The organism is Streptomyces sp. CLV115 (assembly GCF_038448545.1).
Taxonomy (GTDB): Bacteria; Actinomycetota; Actinomycetes; order Streptomycetales; family Streptomycetaceae; genus Streptomyces; species Streptomyces sanglieri.
Window position 1 is genome coordinate 22927 of record NZ_JBCEWQ010000015.1, and the last position, 17359, is coordinate 40285.

Consider the following 17359-nt stretch of genomic DNA (forward strand, 5'->3'; position numbering starts at 1 on the left):
TTGGGTTACCTCCAGTACAGCGATGATTTTTCGGGACGGGGCCGGTCGGTATGTGTGGACCTGCGCAGGCGACGGGGCTGCGTACACGAGGGGAGACAGCGATGACCACCGAGGGCTTCACCACATGTCTGTGGTTCGACGGGCAGGCAGAGGAGGCGGCGGAGTACTACGTCTCGGTCTTCAAGAACTCCCGCCTCGGCGGGATCGCCCGCTACAACGAGGCGGGGCCGGGGCCCGCCGGATCGGTGATGACGGTCGAGTTCGAGCTGAACGGCCAGAAGTTCGTCGGGCTGAACGGCGGTCCGGAGTTCACGTTCGACGAGGCCGTCTCGTTCCAGATCCGCTGCGCGGACCAGGCCGAGGTGGACTACTACTGGGGCGCCCTCACCGACGGGGGCGAGGAGGGGCCCTGCGGCTGGGTGAAGGACCGGTACGGCCTCTCCTGGCAGGTCGTGCCCGAGGTGCTGCTGGCACTGGCCACCGATCCGGACGGGGCGAAGGCCGCCAGGACCACGCGGGCGATGCTGACCATGAAGAAGCTGGACATCGCCGCGCTGCGCAGGGCCCACGACGAGGGCTGAGACACGCCGGGAAACGGGAAACGGAAAACGGTGTCACGGGGACACGGGGACACGGGGACACGGGACGCAGGACGCAGGACGCAGGACGCAGGACGCAGGACGCAGGCAACGGTGATGCCGACCTGCTGGGTCATGGTGGCGAGGCCGGTGGCCAGGCCCTGCTCCTCGTCGGGAAGGCCGGAGGTCGCGGTGACCATGAAGCCGACGATCATCAGCATGTTGCCGATGCCTCCGACGAAGGTGGCGACCAGCAGGAGCGCGATCCACTCCCCCGACGTTCCGAGCGCCACCAGGGACAAGGTGGCGACGGCCTGGACTACCCCGCCGGCGACGATGGTCCTACGGTTCCCGAACCGCCCGACGGCACGGCCGCCGAGGGTGCCGCCGACCACGGTGCCGATGCCGAGGACTCCGAAGGCGAGACCGGTGGCGAGCGGCGAGTAGCCGAGGACTTCCTGAAGGTAGAGGGTGAGCAGGAAGACCAGCGAGGTCTCGGTGACGAAGGCGATCAGACCGGCGGTGTTGCCCCAGATGACGCTGCGCCGCTTCAGGATGTGCACGGGGACCAGCGGTGCCGCGGCCCGCTTCTCGACCGCCAGGAAGGCGACGAGGAGCACGAGCCCGGCGAGGAGCGCCGCCAGGGTGGTGGGCCCGGTCCAGCCGGACTCGCCGGCCTGCGTCAGCCCGTAGACGAGGAGGAGCAGACCGCCGGTGACGGTCACGGCTCCGGGGACGTCGAGCCGGGGGCGCTCGGCGGGCCGCGAGTCGGTGATGACGGCCGGGGCGAGGAAGACGACCAGGGCGGCCACCGGCACGTTGATGAAGAACGCCCAGCGCCAGGAGAGCAGATCGGTGAGCAGGCCGCCGAGGATGGCCCCGGCGGTGAATCCGGCGGACATCAGTGCCCCGTTGAGCCCCAGGGCGCGTTCCCGCAGGGGGCCCTCCTTGAAGGCGGTGGTCAGCAGCGCGAGCCCGGCCGGAGTGACGGCCGCCGTCGCGAGTCCCTGCAACACTCTTGCCACCAACAGCACTTCGGGCGAGGCGGCGAGACCGCCGAGGGCGGAGGAAAGACCGAGGACGACCATGCCGGCGAGGAAGAGCCGCTTGCGGCCGACGAGATCCGCGATGCGGCCGAAGAGCAGCGTGAAGCCGGCGGCGGCGAGCGCGAACGCGGTGGCGATCCACTGGAGATGGGAGAGGGAGAAGCCGAGCCCCGCACCGACGACCGGCAGTGCGACGTTCAGGATCGAGAAGTCCACGGCGATCATGAACTGGGCGCCGAGGAGGAGCGTCAGGACAAGTTTCTGCCGCCCGGTCATACGGATTCCGGACGAGGTGGCGGCGGGAGCGGCGGGAGCGGCGGCCGTGCCGCTCGGAGCGGGGGCCTGGCTGGGTGCGGACATGATGGGGTCCTCCACGGAGAGGTTCTAACGGGACTGCGGTTCCGTTAGGGTGGAGTCACCGTAGCAGGGGAAGGGTTATTAATGGAACTGGAGGCCCGTTATGACTTCTGAGGGTTCTGCTTCTGAGGGTTCTGCGGGTGTGGAGCCCGGCAACGCGGGGCCCGGCCCTGCCGGGCCTCCCCGCGTGGAGACCAGCCGTGTGGAGACCAGCCGCGCGGAAGCCGGCAGCGTAGAGCCCGGCCGCGTGCGGCCCGGTGGCCGTACCGCCCGGGTCCGTGAATCGGTCCTCCGGGCGGCGGGCGACGCCCTGGCCGAGCACGGCTTCGACCGGCTGGACCTCACCGATGTCGCGCGCCGCGCGGAGGTCGGCAAGACGACCGTCTACCGACGCTGGTCCACCCCCACCGGCCTGATCGCGGACCTGCTCGACGACATGGCCGAACAGTCCTCGCCCCGTACCGAAACGGGCTCGCTGCCCGAGGACCTCAGGGCCAATGCCCGGCTGGTGGCCACGACCCTCTCCGATCCGCGGCAGGGCGCGCTCTTCAGGTCCGTGATCGCCGCGGCCACCTGCGATCCGCGTACCGCCGAGGCACTGCACCGGTTCTACGCGATCCGCATCAAGGAGTGGTCCGGCTGCGTCACCGAGGCCGTCGAGCGGGGCGAACTGCCCGCGGGCACCGACGCCGACGAGGTGATCCGCGCCGTGTCGGCGCCGCTCTACTACCGGCTGCTGGCCAGCGGCGACCCGGTCGACGAGGCGGCGGCGGACCGGGCCGCGGGGGCCGCCGAGGCGGCGGCACGCGCGGGCGCGTACGTGAACTGACGCGCGAACCGGCCTTCCCCGCCCGACGGTTCGTTCCCGGCCGCCCCCGCCCGGCGGTTCGCGCCCGACGGTTCGCGCCCCGCGGTTCGCGCCCCGTCAACCCGCCGGGCGGGCGCGCAGGCGGACCGCCCACGGGTGCCCGGCGCCCTCGGCCAGGGCGAGGGCCCCGGTCAGCCAGGCGCGCTGGTCCGCGTCGAGGACCGGCAGCGCCTCGGCGAAGTCCTGCTCGTCCTTGGGGCGCGGAGTCCCCGCCTTGTACAGGAGCTGCACCTCGGGGCAGAGGTACGGAACGCCGTCCGCGGTGAGGCGGCCGAGCCGGTCCAGCGGCAGGCGGATGCGGGGATCGCGGCGGAACAGCCAGTCGCCGCCCTCCGTGTCGTCGAGCATGAGCTGGACGCGCCAGGGCTCGGCGGGGCCGGGGCGGCACCAGATGTCGTGCACGTGCGGCGGCAGGACCTCGCCCCGGAGCCAGGGGCGCAGGGTGCCCGGCGGGTCCGCGGCCCACCACTCCCAGCCCGCCAGGATTCGTTGGGCGGCGAGCTGGTCGCGGCGGAGCAGCAGCACGTCGATGTCGGCGTGGTCCCGGAAGGCATGCCCCACGGCGAACTCGACGGCGTGCCCCCCGGCGATCCACCAGGGGACACGCAGCGACGCGAAGAGGCGGGCGACCTCGCCCGGCGGGGCCGGATCCCAGGGGCCCCACGGAGTCCGGGTACGCATGACCGCGAGCCTCTCTTCCTCCCCGTCGCCACCCGCCACGGGGTCGGTCCATCGAAGCCGGCCCACCGGGGTCGGCCGGTCGAAGGCGGCCCGCCGGGATCGGTCCGCCGAAGCCGGCCCGTCGGGGTCAGCCGGTCGTCAGCAGATGTCGGTAGCAGTCCGGGTGTTCCCGCAGGAACGTGGCCAGGCTCGTCGCCGGATGCCCGGTGAGGTCCGGTACGGCGTCCGAGACCGTGGCCATCTCGCCGGCAGCAATGGCCTCGTACGACGTCACCCAGCCCGCCACCTCCCAGTCCTCGGCACCGTACTGGGCCCGGGAGGCGTAGGCCTCCTCCCGGGTCTCCGCCACGTAGCCGATGGTCCGGCCGGTGACCCGGCCGAGCTCCTCGGCGGCCTCGGCGAGGGTGAACGCCTCGGGACCGGTGAGGTCGTAGGTGATCCCGTCGTAGCGGGTGTCGGCGCTCTCGGTGTCGGCCAGCAGGACGGCGACCGCGGCGTCCGCGATGTCGTCGTGCGCCACCGCCGCCACCCGGCCGTCGCCACCGGGGCCGCGCAGCACCCCGTCGGCACCGGTCATCGCCGGGATCCCGGCCAGGTACAGGCTGTCGCGCAGGAAGGTGTACCGGACATCGGCGGCACGGATGTGCGCCTCGGTGTGCCAGTGGTCCCGGGCGAAGGTGAACGTGGCGTCCGGCGCGGCGCCCTGGAACGAGACGTACACGATGCGTTCGACGCCCACGGCGACCGCCGCGTCCACGGCCGTCGTGTGCTCACGCACCCGGTACGGGCTCTCGTGCGCCGAGACGAGGAACAGCGTGTGCGCCCCGGCCAGGGCGCGGCGCATCGCCTCGCCGTCGCCGTACGGGGCCGGCGGTGCGGCGACGGCGCCGGGCAGTTCGGGCAGCCGGGACGGGTCGCGGCCGAGGAGCCGCACGGGCACGCCGGCCCGTGCCAGACGCTGCGCGACCCGGCCGCCGACGGCGCCGCTCGCACCGGTGACGGCGACGATGGGGGCGTCCGGGTGCTCCGGGCCGGTGGGGGGTGGGTTGTTCATGCGGGATCGCCTTCCTTGCGCGGCCAGGGGCGTACTTCCACGACCGCGTCCACCGGGACGGGGCCGTAGATGTGCGGGAACTCCTCGCCACCGGGCGCGACGGGCTCGTACCGTACGGGCACCGGGAGCCGGCCGGGATCGATGACGAGGACCACGAGTTCCTGGTCGCCGGTCCCGGCCCCGCTCCCGGCGCCGTACAGCATCTCGGCCACGCCGGGGAGCTGGTGCGGCAGCGAGCAGTGGATGAAGCCCTCTTCGTGCAGGGTGCGGCCGCGGGTGGACATCTCGTACGTCCCGATCCCGCGGGCCGCCTCCCACAGGGGGCCTTCGGTGAGGTGCAGCAGCAGTTCGGCCATGGGCCAAAACTAACCGCGCCGGCGGGCCCTCCGGGCCATCAGCGTGGCCGCCGCTCCGACCACGAGCAGAGTGGCGGCGATACCGCCGAGAATCCACTCACCGCCGCGCGCGCCCGTGTGCGGGAGCTCCCCTCCGGGATGGGGCTTGTCCGGCCGGCTGTGGGTCGGTGTGGGCTTCGGTCCCGGCGAGTGGCTCGGGCTGGGGTCCGGCGTGTCCGTCGGAGTCGGGGTCGGGGTCGGCGTGTCCGTCGGAGTCGGCGTCGGCGTGGGCGTGTCCGTCGGGGTCGGGGTCGGGGTGTCCGTCGGAGTCGGAGTCGGCGTCGGCGTCGGCTCCTCGCCGCAGGTCGGCAGGTCACCGTCGAAGGGGTATGCGTGCAGCTCCTGGCCGCCCGACTGGCCCGCCGAGGTGTGGGTCAGCGAACCGGCCGTGTAGAAACGGCCGTTGGTGCCGCTCATGTCCAGGGTGGCGGTACTGGACTGCCGGCCGATCAGCACGCTGCCCTGGAACTGCCCGGTGCCGTGCAGCCCGACCTCGGTGGCGTCCGGGAAGTTCCACAGCAGGCGCTCGCGGAGTCCGGCCTGCGGCAGCGAACCCATCAGCGTGCTGATCTCGCGGCTGCTCCCGTAGACGTTGACGAGCACCGTCGCGCCGTCCGGAATCGCGTGGAACGTGATGTCCTGCTGGCCGCCCCGGGCCGAGACCAGATCGGCGTCCACGGCGAACACCTGGAGCGGCGAGGTGCCGTCACCGGTGAAGACGGTGCCGAAACCGGAGTCGGCCACGGTGCCCGTGGCGGGGCGGCGGTGGTCCTGGTTGTCGTCGTACGCGTAGCAGTGGCTGGCCGCGGTCAGTTCGTCGCGCAGTGCCGTGTACGGGTCGGTGGCGTCCGGGGCGTGGACCGGCGCCGGGATCACCGTTCCGCCGACGGTCCCGGCGTACTTGACCACACCGTGGTTCGTCCCCTCCTCGGCGAGCAGCCGCTGTCCGTTCGCGACGGTCAGGGGTCCGCCCACGGTCAGGTAGTCGGATTCGTCGGGAGGCGGCACCCGTGAACCCACGCCCGCCACGCCGACGTTGTAGATCTGCGAGGCACCCTCGCGCTTGTTCATGTCGAACCGTCCGAGGGTGACGATCTTCCCCTCGGCCTCGGCAGCGGCCTCCCGGACCAGGAAGTCGCCGCCGACGAAGACATTGATGTTGCTGTCGTGATGAGTCACCGGCCCGTTGTTCAGATCGGGCCAGGTCGTCGGGCAGTCGCCGCCCAGACACGGGCCGAGCCCGCCGGGCAGTGGGTCGGCGAGAGCGATGGACGCCATCGTGCCCACCATCGCCGCGGCGGCCGTCATCGCCACCGTCGCCCGGATACCGTTTCCGCGCTTACGCGCACGTGTTGCCATAAAGGGCAATATGCAGCTTTGCCTACCAAATGACATGAATGCCACGCCCGAACCACCCCGATGGCCCCGAACACTCGGGGCGGCACCGGGGCGGCGCGTCGACGACGGCCCTGGCGGAGCCTCAGATCTCGCCCGCCAGCAGCTCCGCCTCCTTCGCCGGATCCAGGCCGACCGCGGGTCGGTCCGGCCGATGCGGGGCCACCCCGCCCAGCTCCTCCAGCCACTTCCAGGTGTCGGCGACGGTCTCCTCGACCGGGCGGCAGCGCAGTCCGGTCGCGTACGCCCTGCTGACGTCGCCCCCGTGGATCGCCTCGTACAGCTCGCCCGGCGGCAGCCAGACCGGCAGATCGGTCCATGGCTCCACGCCGGCCGCGAGGATCTTCTCCGCGGGTGTCCAGCGCAGTTCGGCGTCGGATCCGGTGGCACGCACACAGGCGTCCAGCAGTTGCCCCATGGTGGCGTGGCCCGCCCGGCCGACCAGGTCGTACGGCCCGTGCAGACCGCTGCCGGCCGCGTCCAGCAGCCAGTTCGCGAGGTCGCGGGCGTCGATGTACTGAATCGCCACGTCCGGTGTGCCCGGGGCGAGTACGGGTCCGCCGCGGGCGATCCGCCCCAGCCACCAGGGCAGCCTGCCGATGTTCTCCCAGGGGCCCAGGATCAGCCCCGCGCGGGCGAACAGGGCCCGGTCGCCGAAGGCGTCGAGCGCGGCCAGCTCACCGCCGCGCTTGGCCAGCGGGTACGAGACCTCCCCGCCCGCGTCGGGCGAGGCACCGGCCACCAGCCGGTCCTCCTCCGCGGCACCGGCCGGGACCGAGTGGTCGTACACGGAGCGGCTGGAGACGTACGCGTACCGGGCGGCCCGGTCCGCCAGCAGACGGGCCGCGTCGCGTACGGCCGAGGGGGCACCGCTCCAGGTGTCGACCACCAGGTCCCAGGCGTACCCGCCGCCGGGGACCTCACCGGGGTCGGCCAGCGCGGCGAGACCGCCCTCGGCGGTGCGGTCGCCGAGGAGCTCCGCCACCCCCGGCGGAGGGGCGTGCCGGCCGCGGTGGAACACCGTGACCTCCCAGCCCCGCGCCAGCGCCGCCTCGGTGACCGCACGCCCCACGAACTCCGTCCCGCCCAGCATCAGAAGCCTCATGCGTCCGACTCTGCCCGCCGGGCGGCCCGCTGGGAACCGGTACTCGCTCTCGGCGGAATCGGGAACCCGGTCTTCAGGGGGTGCGGGCGAGCGGGCTGCGGTTGCGCAGCAGCCATTGGTGATACCCGGCCGCGCGCCGGGCCGCCTCCCGGTAGGCCGCCTCCAGCTCCTCGTACACCGTCGTCATGTCGGTGCCCGGCCGGGACACCAGCAGCAGCCGTACGGCCAGGGGGTCGTCGCGCAGCGGGCGGATCGCCATGTCGTCGCGCGGCCCGGAGGTGGGCTGGCAGGGGGCGACCGCCTCGCCGAGCACGACGAGGGAGGCGGCGGTGAGGTAGTCGCCGTGCAGGACGGTCGGCGCGAGGCCGGCCTCGCCGAACACCCGGCGCAGCCCGTCCCATTCGCCGTCCACCGTGGGGTCGACCATCCACCGGTCGCCGGCCAGATCGACCAGGTCGACGACGGGCCGGGCGGCGGCCGGATGATCCCTGGCCATGGAGATGAACTGCGGTTCACGGTCCAGGAGTACGCGCTGTTCCAGACCGTCCGGGACGGCCAGCGGGCAGCCCTCGACCTCGTGGACGAAGGCGACGTCGAGCCCGCCCGTCGCGATGTCGCGCAGCAGGGCGCGGGCCGAGACGTCGACCCGCAGCGAGATGTCGGTGCCGGGCAGCCGGAGCCGCAGCCTGCGCAGCCAGCCTCCGATGACCCGGCTCGCGGTGCAGCCGATGCGCAACCGCGGCCCGGAGGCCCGGACCGCGTCGGCCTCCGCCTTCGCGTCGCTGACCAGCGCGGTCATTCCGTCGACCAGGGGGCGGGCCCGGCTGAGGACGGCGCGGCCGAGCAACGTCGGCCGGCAGCCGGTCCGTTCGCGGCTGAACAGTTCGGCGCCCAGGGTGTTCTCGATCCGGCGCAGCTGGGTGGTCAGGGAGGGCTGGCTCACGCCCAGTCGACGGGCGGCTTGGTGCAGGCTGCCCGAGTCCGCGATGGCGCACAGCGCCCTGAGGTGTCTCACCTCAAGCTCCATGCGGTCGAGCGTAGGGCGGCGGGCGACTTTCGCACCAGACTCCCCAATCGCATCAAAGTCCGTTAATTCACCTGGAGTTGGCGGATGCTTCGGCGACTGTACCGAACGTGGCGATAGGGCGGTGTTATCGCCGGTTGACATCATCCGCCACGGCTTCCGCTCCCCGACACTCTCTGCGTACCGCACCCGTCCGAGTCCGATCATCGGACGGGTTCATCGGAACGGTTACCGGCAGGAGACCCCCCATGAAGCACCCCAGGACCGTCATGTCGGCCGTGGTCGGCCTCGGCTTCGGCCTCGCGGCCGCGCTCGGCACAGCACCCGCGATCGCCGCCTCCTCGGCCCCCGCCGCAGCACCCGCCAGCACGGCTTCCGAGGCGCGGGCGGGGTACACCGCCTACGCCGGCTCGCACGAGAACGCCGCCGCGAACAAGGCGTTCTTCGAAGCGGTCGCCAAGTCCGTGGCGGAGAAGCGGGCGGCCAACCCCGGCGCCCAGTCGGTCACCGTCGTCTACAGCTCGGCCAACGCACCGAGCTTCCGTACCCAGATAGCCAACAGCGCGCAGATCTGGAACAGCTCCGTGTCCAGCGTCCGGCTGCAGGAGGGCTCGAACGCCGACTTCACCTACTACGAGGGCAATGACTCCAGGGGCTCGTACGCGAGCACCGACGGGCACGGCAACGGGTACATCTTCCTGGACTACGCGCAGAACCAGCAGTACGACTCGACCCGCGTCACCACGCACGAGACCGGGCACGTGCTCGGCCTTCCGGACACCTACTCCGGCCCGTGCAGCCAGCTGATGTCGGGCGGCGGCCCCGGCCCGTCCTGCACCAACCCGTACCCCGACTCGAACGAGCGCAGCCAGGTCAACTACCTGTGGCAGTTCGGCTTCGCGGCCAAGTTCGCGCACAGCGCCTCCTGACCCCCCACGGTCCGGAAGCACCGCGCCGAAGGGGCCACCTCGTAGGACGGGGTGGCCCTTTCGGGTCGACCTGCGGGCTGCGAACCATCGGGCTTCGGGCCTCCGGGCCTCCGGGCTTCGGGCCTTCGAAGCGGCTTACGGACCCACCGGCCTACCGGCCTACCGGTTCGGTACGGGTCAGGGTCAGGCGCAGTCCGACGAACAGCTGGAGTGCGGCGAGCGCGAGCAGTACGGCCAGGGGAAGCCCCCAGCCACCGGTGGCCGAGCGCAGCAGCCCGATGCCCAGGGGGCCCACCGAGGCGAGAAGGTAGCCGGTGCTCTGCGAGAAGGTCGACAGCGCCGCGGTCTCCTGCGCACTACGGCCGCTCGCCCCGATGATGGCCAGGACCAGCGGAAACGCGCCCAGTCCGAAGCCGGTCAGCACGGCCCAGAGGACGGGCAGGGCCAACGGGGCGCAGAGCAGGCCGAGATACCCGGCCGCCAGCGCGACGCCGACCATGACGAACGCCGACCGCAGCCGCGCCGACGTCCTGGTGAGCGGCATCAGGACGAAGGTCGAGGGGACGCCCACGATCAGCGCCAGCCCCAGCATGACCCCGGCCCGGTCGGGGCTCATCCCGTGGTCGGACAGGACGGTGGGCAGCCAGCCGATGACCGCGTAGCTGTTGAGGGACTGCAGGGCGAAGAACGCGGTCACCAGCAGCCCGAAGCGGGTGCGCCCGGCGCTCCACGCCGAGACCGTGCCGCGGTCCGCACGCCACGCCGCGGCCCGCCAGGAGCCCGGCCGCAGCGCCCATACGGCCAGGGCGAGCACGGCGGGCAGCGCCCAGGCCGCCAGCCCCGCCGAGGCTCCCCCCGCCAGGTCGGCGACGGGGACCGCAGCGGCCGCCGCGACGGCCGAGCCGAGCGCCATCGTGGTGGTGTACACCCCGGTCATCAGGGCGACCCGGGCAGGAAAGTGCGCCTTGACCACCGCGGGCAGCAGGACGTTGCACAGAGCCGGCCCCGCCGCACCCAGCAGGGTGCCGGCCAGCAGCGCCCCCGTCCGGGGCACCGCGCGCACGGCCAGGCCCGCGGACAGCACCACCAGCGCCAGCAGGACGGCACGCTCGGTGCCCACGCGCCGGGCCAGCATGGCGCTGGTCGCGCCGACCGCCGCGAAACACAGCGTGGGCAGCGCCGGGACCAGCGAAGCGACGAGCGGTCCGAATCCCAGCTCGGCCCGGAGCTGCTCCAGCAACGCGGACGTGCTGCTGATGCCGAGCCGCAGATTGAGGGCGATCAGGACGACACCGACGGCGGTCAGCCAGGTCGCGGCGGCACGGGACATGGGCCGGGCGCCACGGGGCATGGGCCGGGCACCAGGGGACATCGGCCGGGCAGAGGCCGGACGGGAGGCGGTGTTCGGAGGGCGGCGGGTGAACAGCATGGAGGAAACATAAAACGTCTGACCTTTAACGTCCAACCTTTAAAGGTACGATTGCCTCCTGCTCGCTGTTCGGACCGGACCCGCTCTCCATCAGGAAGGACCATCCGTGGCTCTCCCCTCCGTTCGCCGTTCGGTGCTGGTCGACGACGTCATCCAGCGACTGCGCGACGAGATCACCTCGGGAAGATGGCCGGTGGGGGCCCGCATCCCGACCGAGACGGCACTCATCGAAGAGCTCGGGATCGCCCGCGGAACGCTCCGCGAGGCCACTCGCGCACTCATCCATGCGGGGCTTCTGCAGGCACGGCAGGGCGACGGCACCTATGTGCGCGCCACCAGCGAGCTGTCCGGCGCCATCCAGCGCCTCGGCAGCGAGCTGGAAGAGGTCCTGGAGGTCCGCCAAGGGCTGGACGCCCAGGCCGCCCGGCTGGCCGCCGCCCGCATCACCCCTGAAGGGCTGGACGCTCTCGACGCGCTGCTCGCGCAGCGCGCCACCGCCTGGCGGCAGCGGGACCGGGAGGCGTGGATCGAGGCCGATCACGGCTTCCACCAGGCTGTCGCCGCCGGTGGCGGCAACAGCCTGCTGAACGACCTCTACGCCGCCCTCGGTCCGGCCCTGCGCCGTTCCATGGCGGCCCACTGGGAGGACCACGGCTTCGACGGCGCGGACCCCCGCGGGCACGAGGACCTCCTCGACGCACTGCGCGCCGGTGACGCCGGCCGCGCCGCCCTCAGCGCCACCTCCAACATCGACGCCACCGGCGACTGGCACGCCACCACGCCGGCCTCCCGGCCCGGAACCTCCCGGCCCGGAACTTCCCTGCCGGAACCGGGCTGAGCAGGGCGGACGGAAGCCGAGGGAGAACGCTCAGGCGTGCTGCCCGGGCAGGGTGGCCCAAGCACGCTCCCCGGGCAGTCGGCTCAGGCGTGTTCCAGTGGGAAGGCGCCCCGGTGTCCGGTGCCCGCGCCGGTGTCCGGTCGGGGCTCGTACTCGCGGCAGCTCCAGATCTCCTGGACGAATCCGGTGCGCCGGTCCCACAGCTCCCGGACATCACCCTCGCCTGCCGCCCCGCGGTAGGCGTCCTTGGCACCCCGGAAGCAGGCGAGGCCGCCGGACAGTCCGCGCACCGTGGCCGGGGCCGGGAAGTAGTCCGAGAAGGCGCAGGCGATGCAGGTCTGGAGACGTACGCCGGGCGGCAGCGCGCGCTGAATGGTGGCGAGCGCGGACGCGAAGTCGCTCTCGGCGCGGTGGGACGCGTAGGCCGCGCCGCCGAACTGCAGCTCCAGGCTGAGATGCGAATCGGGCCGGCGCAGCGACAACAGGCAGCTGAGCGTGGCCTGTTGGACGGATCCGTCCCAGACGACCGGGAGCGGCAGGTCCCACTCCAGGACGCAGTCGCTCAGCGCCCCGTCCACCAGGACGAACCGGTCGTCGGCCGGTGGTGTGCCGACGGCCGGGGTGAGGCCGTCGAAGCTCGCGCCCTCGAAGTCGATGCCCCTTGTACGGAGGCGTAGTTGCTGTCCATCGGTGGTGAGGACGACGGCGTCGGAACCTTGTCGGTCCCGGTACCACCCTGCCCATGACTCATCTGTCATGGGCACGGACTGTAGCCCCTGCCCACGACAGTCGCCCGGTCGCCCTCCGTTTCCTGCCACGGGCCTTGTGACCTCGGCACCTCGTTCCGTTCTCCTCGTTCCGTTCTCCTCGTTCCGTTTCCCTGGTTCCGTTTTCCTCGTTCCGATTCCCTTCCTCCGCCCCTTCCCTTCCCCCTTCGCCGTTCGCGGTCGTCCGTGGTCAGTGCGTGCGCCGGGTGACGAACTCCGCCAGGGTCAGGAGGTCGCCCGCCCGCCCCAGGTCGGGAACCGCCCGGGACAGGTGGTCGACGGCGCGGGCCATCCGGTCGGCCGCACAGATCTGCGCCCAGTCCCGGCCGCCGGCCCGTTCGACCGCCTCGGCGGCGCGGCTCACCTCGCCCGGGGTGTTCATCGGTCCCCGGTAGAGCGCGGCGAGTTCGGCCGCGGCCGGGGTGCCGGAGGTCAGCGCGGCGACCACGGGCAGGGACTTCTTGTGGGCGACGAGATCCGCCCCGGCCGGCTTCCCGGTCCGTACCGGGTCTCCCCAGATGCCGATCAGGTCGTCGATGAGCTGGAAGGCGAGGCCCGCCTCCCGGCCGAAGCCGTCCATCCCGCGGACCGCCCGCTCCTCGGCGCCCGCGTACAGCGCCCCCAGCGCGCAGGCGCAGCCGAGCAGTGCGCCGGTCTTGGCGGTGGCCATGGTCAGGCACTCGTCGAGCGTGACCTCCTCCGGGCCCCGGTCCTCGAAGGCGCAGTCGGCCTGCTGGCCCGCGCACAGCTCGATGACGCAGGTGGAGAGCCGCGCCGAGGCACGGGCCGAGGCGGGGTCCGGGTCCTCGGCGAGCAGCCGCTGGGCGAGGGCGAGCACGGCGTCGCCCGCGACGACCGCGTCGGGGATGCCGAAGACCGCCCAGGCCGTGGGCCGGTGACGACGGGTCCGGTCCTCGTCGATGACGTCGTCGTGCAGCAGCGTGAAGTTGTGCGCCAGCTCCACGGCGACGGCCGCCCGCACCGCCCGTACCGGATCGCCGCCCAGCGCGCGGGCGGCGGCGAGGACCAGGGCGGGCCGGATCGCCTTGCCGGCCGGCCCCGAGGACGGGGTGCCGTCGGCCTCCTGCCAGCCGAAGTGGTACATCGCGACGCGGCGGATCGACCCCGGCAAGGAATCGACGGCGGCGCGCAGTTGAGGATCGACGAGGGCCCGGGTCGCTTCGAGAAGGACCTCGGCCTCCCGGCCCTGCGCCGAAGGGGTGTCCGGGCGGGTGCCCGGGTCGTCGGCACCCGGTGTCGCGGGGGTGGCGGGGGCGTCGTCGCCCGGGGGCCGGGGTGTGGGTGGTTGGGGTGCGTGGTGGGTCTTCACTGGGGCGTCCTCCCGAGGCCGCCCCGGGCACGGCTGCCCGGTGGCGGAGGTTGACGGGGCCCGGACATCGTCGTCCGGGCCCCCGCGGGGCTACCGCCGGCGGCTGACCTCGACGTTTTCCAGTACGCCCAGGGCGTCCGGCACGAGGATCGCCGCGGAGTAGTAGGCCGTCACCAGGTAGGAGATGATCGCCTGCTCGTCGATCCCCATGAAGCGGACCGAGAGGCTCGGCTCGATCTCGTCGGGGATGCCGGTCTGCTGGAGTCCGATGACGCCCTGCTCGGCCTCACCCGTCCTCATGCAGATGATCGACGTGGTCTGCGCGTCGGTGACCGGGATCTTGTTGCACGGGAAGATCGGCACCCCGCGCCAGGCAGGCACGTGGTGTCCGCCGACGTCGACGCTCTCCGCCACCAGACCGCGCTTGTTGCACTCGCGGCCGAACGCGGCGATGGCCCTCGGGTGGGCGAGGAAGAGCTTCGAACCGCGGCGGCGCGAGAGCAGTTCGTCCATGTCGTCGGGGCTGGGCGCACCGTCGTGCGGCTGGATGCGCTGCCCGTAGTCGCAGTTGTTGAGCAGCCCGAACTCGCGGTGGTTGATCAGCTCGTGCTCCTGGCGCTCGCGCAGCGCCTCGACCGTGAGCCGCAACTGCTGCTCGGTCTGGTTCATCGGCTGGTTGTAGAGGTCGGCGACCCGGCTGTGGACCTTCAGCACGGTCTGGGCGACGCTCAGTTCGTACTCGCGGGGTGCCGCGTCGTAGTCCACGTACGTGTGCGGGACGACGGCCTCGCCGACATGGCCGGCGGAGAGATCGATCGCGGCCTCGCCGTACTTGTTGGTGCGCTGGTGCGGGATTTCGAGCAGCCCGGCGAGGTGTTCGCGGAGCGAGTCCGCGCGATCGGCCAGGTTCAGCACATCGGCCCGGCTCAGCGTCAGCACCGTACAGGCGGTGACGGCACGGGCGGTGTACTCCCAGACGGCCTCGCCGTCGACCAGTGCCTGGTCCCCGAAGTAGGCCCCGTCGGCGTGGACCCCGAGCACCGTCTCGTCCCCGTACGGGCCGGTGCCGATCTTCTCGACCTTGCCGTGCGCCAGCAGGTAGACGCTGTCCGCCGCGTCCCCCGACGCGGCCAGCACCTGTCCCGCCGCGACCTCGCGCTGCTCGCACCGCCGGGCGAGCTCGCTCAGCACTTCCTCGTCGCCGAAGTCCCGCAGGGCGGGGAGCTCACCGAGCTCGGCGGGGATGACCGCGACCCGGTCACCGGTCTGCACGAAGGTCACCCTGCCGTCCCCGACCGAGTAGCTCAGTCGGCGGTTCACCCGGTAGGTACCACCTTGCACCTGCACCCACGGCAGCATCTTGAGCAGCCACCGAGAGGTGATCTCCTGCATCTGCGGTGCGGACTTGGTGGTCGTCGCGAGGTTCCGCGCCGCTGCCGTCCCCAGACTCTGCTGGGGCGGCAACGACGCGTTCTGAACCTCTTCGCCAACGGACATCTGTCGTCCTCTCGATTCTTCGGCTGACCTTCGAGAAGAAGCCTTTCAGCACGGAGAGCGGCCACGCCATTACACAAAAGAGTGTGACTAATCGGCTTTGGGCTGGGCACAACGCTCAGCGATTTTTCGCCCGCACCTTAAGTTGCATCTTCGATGCAACTTATCTACGGTGACTGTCATGCGGCTGACGAGATTCACCGACGTGGCGCTGCGCGTACTGATGCGCCTCGCCGTCGTGGAGAACGAGGAACCGCCGACCACCCGGGAGGTGGCGGCCACCATGCAGGTGCCGTACACCCACGCCGCGAAGGTCGTCGCCAAGCTCCAGCACCTAGGGCTCATCGAGGCGCGACGGGGTCGCGGCGGCGGACTCAGCCTCACCGGAGCGGGCCGCTCCGCCTCGATCGGCGGGCTCGTCCGGGAGCTCGAAGGCCCGGGCGACGTCGTCGACTGCGAGGGCGCCACCCCGTGCCCCCTGCGCTCGGCCTGCCGGCTGCGCGGCGCGCTGCGCCACGCGGAAGAGGCCTTCTACGCCTCGCTCGATCCGCTCACCGTCACCGAACTCGTCGCGCCCCCCACCGGACCGCTGCTGATCGGCATCAGCAGCGGCCGCCCGGACACCGGCTGAGCCGCCGCACACCACACCACGCGACGCACCACGGGCCCACCCGCCCGGCTTCGCGCTGCCCAAAAATACGAATCTGAAATACCAATTTAACCGCAAGGAGTCCCGATGCTCTCCGAGACGTCGACCGCCACCGTCCGCGCCACCCTCCCCGCCGTGGGCGCGGCCATCGGGGACATCGCCGATCTCTTCTACCGCAAGCTCTTCGAGGCCCACCCCGAGCTGCTGCGCGACCTCTTCAACCGCGGCAACCAGGCGTCCGGCGTCCAGCGGCAGGCCCTCGCGGGCTCCATCGCCGCCTTCGCCACCCAGCTGATCGAACACCCGGACACCCGGCCCGACGTGATGCTCGGCCGGATCGCCCACAAGCACGCCTCGCTCGGAGTCACTCCCGCCCAGTACGAGATCGTGCACACCCATCTCTTCGCCGCCATCGCCGAGGTGCTCGGCGACGCGGTCACCCCGGAGGTCGCCGCCGCCTGGGACGAGGTCTACTGGCTGATGGCCGGCGCCCTGATCTCGATCGAGCAGCGGCTGTACGCGCAGCAGGGCGTCGTCGCCGGTGACGTGTGGCGCGACTGGGAGGTGGTCACCCGGATCGAGGAGACCGCCGACGTCGCCACCTTCCAGCTCCGCCCGGCCGACGGCGCACCCGCGCCCGCCTTCCGGCCCGGCCAGTACGTCTCCGTTCAGGTGGAACTCCCCGACGGGGCCCGCCAGATACGCCAGTACAGCCTCTCCCGCGCCCCCGGCTCGCGGCTCCGCTCGATCACCGTCAAGCGGGTGCAAGGCGCCGGCTCGCCGGACGGCGAGGTCTCGTGCCACCTGCACACCGAGGTGGAGGCCGGCGACGTTGTGCGCGTCTCCGCACCGTACGGCGACCTGGTGCTCGACTCCACCGACGCACCGCTGCTGCTCGCCTCCGCGGGCATCGGCTGCACCCCGATGCTCTCGATGCTGGAGGACCTCGCGGCGACCGGCCACCGCGCCCCGGTCACCGTCGTGCACGGCGACCGCTCCCCCGCGACCCACGCGATGCGCACCGACCACACCCTGCTCACCGGCAAGCTCCCCGACGCCGCCGCCCACTTCTGGTACGAGGACCCCGAGCCCGGACACCCCGCCGACCGCACCGGCCGGGTCGACCTGAGCGGCCTCGCCGTCGCCCCCGGCACCCACGCCTACCTCTGCGGACCGCTGCCCTTCATGCGCTCCGTACGCACCCAGCTGCTGGCCAAGGGTGTCCCGGCGACCGACATCCACTACGAGGTGTTCGGCCCGGACATGTGGCTGGCGCAGGACTGAATCCGGCCCCCTGCTCGCGGATGTGACCGGTTCGGATCGCACACCGTCCGAACAGCCACCGAAGGCATGGCCCGGAGAGCGGCATTCCGGTACAAGCGGATCAAGGCCCGTTCCCCCACGTACGAAGGAGACGGCC

Annotated in this window: 16 protein-coding genes and 1 pseudogene; 6 read left to right on the plus strand and 11 right to left on the minus strand. The window is 72.3% G+C overall.

The features are described 5' to 3' along the window. Positions 1-101 precede the first annotated feature (101 nt). Positions 102-395 (plus strand): annotated as a pseudogene (locus tag AADR41_RS08465) (VOC family protein); the annotation flags it as partial. Here the strand turns inward: AADR41_RS08465 and AADR41_RS08470 are convergent. Then, positions 371-1984: an MFS transporter gene (locus tag AADR41_RS08470; RefSeq protein ID WP_342280690.1), complete on the minus strand. Its 1614-nt coding sequence runs from the start codon at positions 1982-1984 to the stop codon at positions 371-373. The pseudogene AADR41_RS08465 and the gene AADR41_RS08470 sit on opposite strands and share 25 nt — an antisense overlap. 100 nt (positions 1985-2084) lie before the next feature. Here AADR41_RS08470 and AADR41_RS08475 point away from each other — a divergent pair, with 100 nt between their 5' ends. Continuing rightward, positions 2085-2810: a TetR/AcrR family transcriptional regulator gene (locus AADR41_RS08475; protein WP_446750995.1), complete on the plus strand. Its 726-nt coding sequence runs from the start codon at positions 2085-2087 to the stop codon at positions 2808-2810. Between the two features lie 96 nt (positions 2811-2906). On the opposite strand, the gene AADR41_RS08480 is transcribed toward AADR41_RS08475, so the two are convergent. The 6 genes from AADR41_RS08480 to AADR41_RS08505 form a co-directional block, all read right to left on the minus strand. After that, positions 2907-3530, minus strand: coding sequence for a nucleotidyltransferase domain-containing protein (locus AADR41_RS08480; protein WP_342280692.1), 624 nt, complete (start codon positions 3528-3530; stop codon positions 2907-2909). Between the two features lie 127 nt (positions 3531-3657). Further along, positions 3658-4584: an NAD(P)H-binding protein gene (locus tag AADR41_RS08485; RefSeq protein WP_342280693.1), complete on the minus strand. Its 927-nt coding sequence runs from the start codon at positions 4582-4584 to the stop codon at positions 3658-3660. Further along, entirely contained in the window at positions 4581-4940 is a 360-nt protein-coding gene (locus AADR41_RS08490) for a DUF952 domain-containing protein (RefSeq protein WP_342280694.1), read from the minus strand. Before AADR41_RS08490 ends, AADR41_RS08485 begins: the two co-directional genes overlap by 4 nt. A gap of 9 nt (positions 4941-4949) precedes the next feature. Further along, positions 4950-6338 (minus strand): choice-of-anchor A family protein, encoded by a 1389-nt coding sequence (locus AADR41_RS08495; protein ID WP_342280695.1) that lies wholly within the window; start codon positions 6336-6338, stop codon positions 4950-4952. A 121-nt stretch (positions 6339-6459) separates the two neighbouring features. Next, entirely contained in the window at positions 6460-7467 is a 1008-nt protein-coding gene (locus tag AADR41_RS08500; RefSeq protein ID WP_342280751.1) for an NAD-dependent epimerase/dehydratase family protein, read from the minus strand. A gap of 85 nt (positions 7468-7552) precedes the next feature. Further along, positions 7553-8506 (minus strand): LysR family transcriptional regulator, encoded by a 954-nt coding sequence (locus AADR41_RS08505; protein WP_342280696.1) that lies wholly within the window; start codon positions 8504-8506, stop codon positions 7553-7555. Between the two features lie 245 nt (positions 8507-8751). On the opposite strand from AADR41_RS08505, the gene snpA reads away from it, so the two are divergent. Beyond that, positions 8752-9432 carry a snapalysin gene (gene snpA, locus AADR41_RS08510; RefSeq protein ID WP_342280697.1) on the plus strand — a complete coding sequence of 227 codons (681 nt, stop codon included), beginning with the start codon at positions 8752-8754 and terminating at the stop codon, positions 9430-9432. Positions 9433-9583: 151 nt separating this feature from the next. On the opposite strand, the gene AADR41_RS08515 is transcribed toward snpA, so the two are convergent. Further along, complete coding sequence (locus tag AADR41_RS08515; protein WP_342280698.1) at positions 9584-10762, minus strand: MFS transporter; 1179 nt, start codon at positions 10760-10762, stop codon at positions 9584-9586. A gap of 205 nt (positions 10763-10967) precedes the next feature. Between AADR41_RS08515 and AADR41_RS08520 the strand changes: the two genes are divergently transcribed. After that, positions 10968-11699: a FadR/GntR family transcriptional regulator gene (locus AADR41_RS08520; RefSeq protein ID WP_342280699.1), complete on the plus strand. Its 732-nt coding sequence runs from the start codon at positions 10968-10970 to the stop codon at positions 11697-11699. 83 nt (positions 11700-11782) lie between these two features. Here the strand turns inward: AADR41_RS08520 and AADR41_RS08525 are convergent, their stop codons facing one another. The 3 genes from AADR41_RS08525 to AADR41_RS08535 all read right to left on the minus strand — a co-directional run bounded on the left by AADR41_RS08525 (position 11783) and on the right by AADR41_RS08535 (position 15293). Then, the gene (locus AADR41_RS08525) at positions 11783-12457 is read right to left on the minus strand and encodes a DUF6304 family protein (RefSeq protein WP_342280700.1); all 675 of its coding nucleotides are present in this window, start codon (positions 12455-12457) and stop codon (positions 11783-11785) included. A 199-nt stretch (positions 12458-12656) separates the two neighbouring features. Next, a complete protein-coding gene (locus AADR41_RS08530) occupies positions 12657-13796 on the minus strand; it encodes a family 2 encapsulin nanocompartment cargo protein polyprenyl transferase (RefSeq protein WP_342280701.1) in 1140 nt (379 codons plus the stop codon). A gap of 90 nt (positions 13797-13886) precedes the next feature. Then, positions 13887-15293 carry a family 2B encapsulin nanocompartment shell protein gene (locus AADR41_RS08535; RefSeq protein ID WP_342280702.1) on the minus strand — a complete coding sequence of 469 codons (1407 nt, stop codon included), beginning with the start codon at positions 15291-15293 and terminating at the stop codon, positions 13887-13889. Between the two features lie 178 nt (positions 15294-15471). Here AADR41_RS08535 and AADR41_RS08540 point away from each other — a divergent pair, with 178 nt between their 5' ends. Both AADR41_RS08540 and AADR41_RS08545 read left to right on the plus strand, forming a co-directional pair. After that, positions 15472-15921, plus strand: coding sequence for an RrF2 family transcriptional regulator (locus tag AADR41_RS08540; RefSeq protein ID WP_342280703.1), 450 nt, complete (start codon positions 15472-15474; stop codon positions 15919-15921). 105 nt (positions 15922-16026) lie between these two features. Next, positions 16027-17223, plus strand: a complete 1197-nt coding sequence (locus AADR41_RS08545) for a globin domain-containing protein (protein WP_342280704.1) — start codon at positions 16027-16029, stop codon at positions 17221-17223. Positions 17224-17359: the final 136 nt, after the last annotated feature.

What these genes read in the sequence shown, in the direction of transcription:
- AADR41_RS08545 (WP_342280704.1), top strand. Translation starts at nt 16,027, where the DNA reads ATGCTCTCCGAGACGTCGACCGCCACCGTCCGCGCCACCCTCCCCGCC.
- AADR41_RS08490 (WP_342280694.1), bottom strand. Translation starts at nt 4,940, where the DNA reads ATGGCCGAACTGCTGCTGCACCTCACCGAAGGCCCCCTGTGGGAGGCG.
- AADR41_RS08485 (WP_342280693.1), bottom strand. Translation starts at nt 4,584, where the DNA reads ATGAACAACCCACCCCCCACCGGCCCGGAGCACCCGGACGCCCCCATC.
- AADR41_RS08480 (WP_342280692.1), bottom strand. Translation starts at nt 3,530, where the DNA reads ATGCGTACCCGGACTCCGTGGGGCCCCTGGGATCCGGCCCCGCCGGGC.
- AADR41_RS08540 (WP_342280703.1), top strand. Translation starts at nt 15,472, where the DNA reads ATGCGGCTGACGAGATTCACCGACGTGGCGCTGCGCGTACTGATGCGC.
- AADR41_RS08500 (WP_342280751.1), bottom strand. Translation starts at nt 7,467, where the DNA reads ATGCTGGGCGGGACGGAGTTCGTGGGGCGTGCGGTCACCGAGGCGGCG.
- AADR41_RS08475 (WP_446750995.1), top strand. Translation starts at nt 2,085, where the DNA reads ATGACTTCTGAGGGTTCTGCTTCTGAGGGTTCTGCGGGTGTGGAGCCC.
- AADR41_RS08515 (WP_342280698.1), bottom strand. Translation starts at nt 10,762, where the DNA reads ATGTCCCGTGCCGCCGCGACCTGGCTGACCGCCGTCGGTGTCGTCCTG.
- AADR41_RS08525 (WP_342280700.1), bottom strand. Translation starts at nt 12,457, where the DNA reads ATGACAGATGAGTCATGGGCAGGGTGGTACCGGGACCGACAAGGTTCC.
- AADR41_RS08470 (WP_342280690.1), bottom strand. Translation starts at nt 1,984, where the DNA reads ATGTCCGCACCCAGCCAGGCCCCCGCTCCGAGCGGCACGGCCGCCGCT.
- snpA (WP_342280697.1), top strand. Translation starts at nt 8,752, where the DNA reads ATGAAGCACCCCAGGACCGTCATGTCGGCCGTGGTCGGCCTCGGCTTC.
- AADR41_RS08505 (WP_342280696.1), bottom strand. Translation starts at nt 8,506, where the DNA reads ATGGAGCTTGAGGTGAGACACCTCAGGGCGCTGTGCGCCATCGCGGAC.
- AADR41_RS08495 (WP_342280695.1), bottom strand. Translation starts at nt 6,338, where the DNA reads ATGGCAACACGTGCGCGTAAGCGCGGAAACGGTATCCGGGCGACGGTG.
- AADR41_RS08535 (WP_342280702.1), bottom strand. Translation starts at nt 15,293, where the DNA reads ATGTCCGTTGGCGAAGAGGTTCAGAACGCGTCGTTGCCGCCCCAGCAG.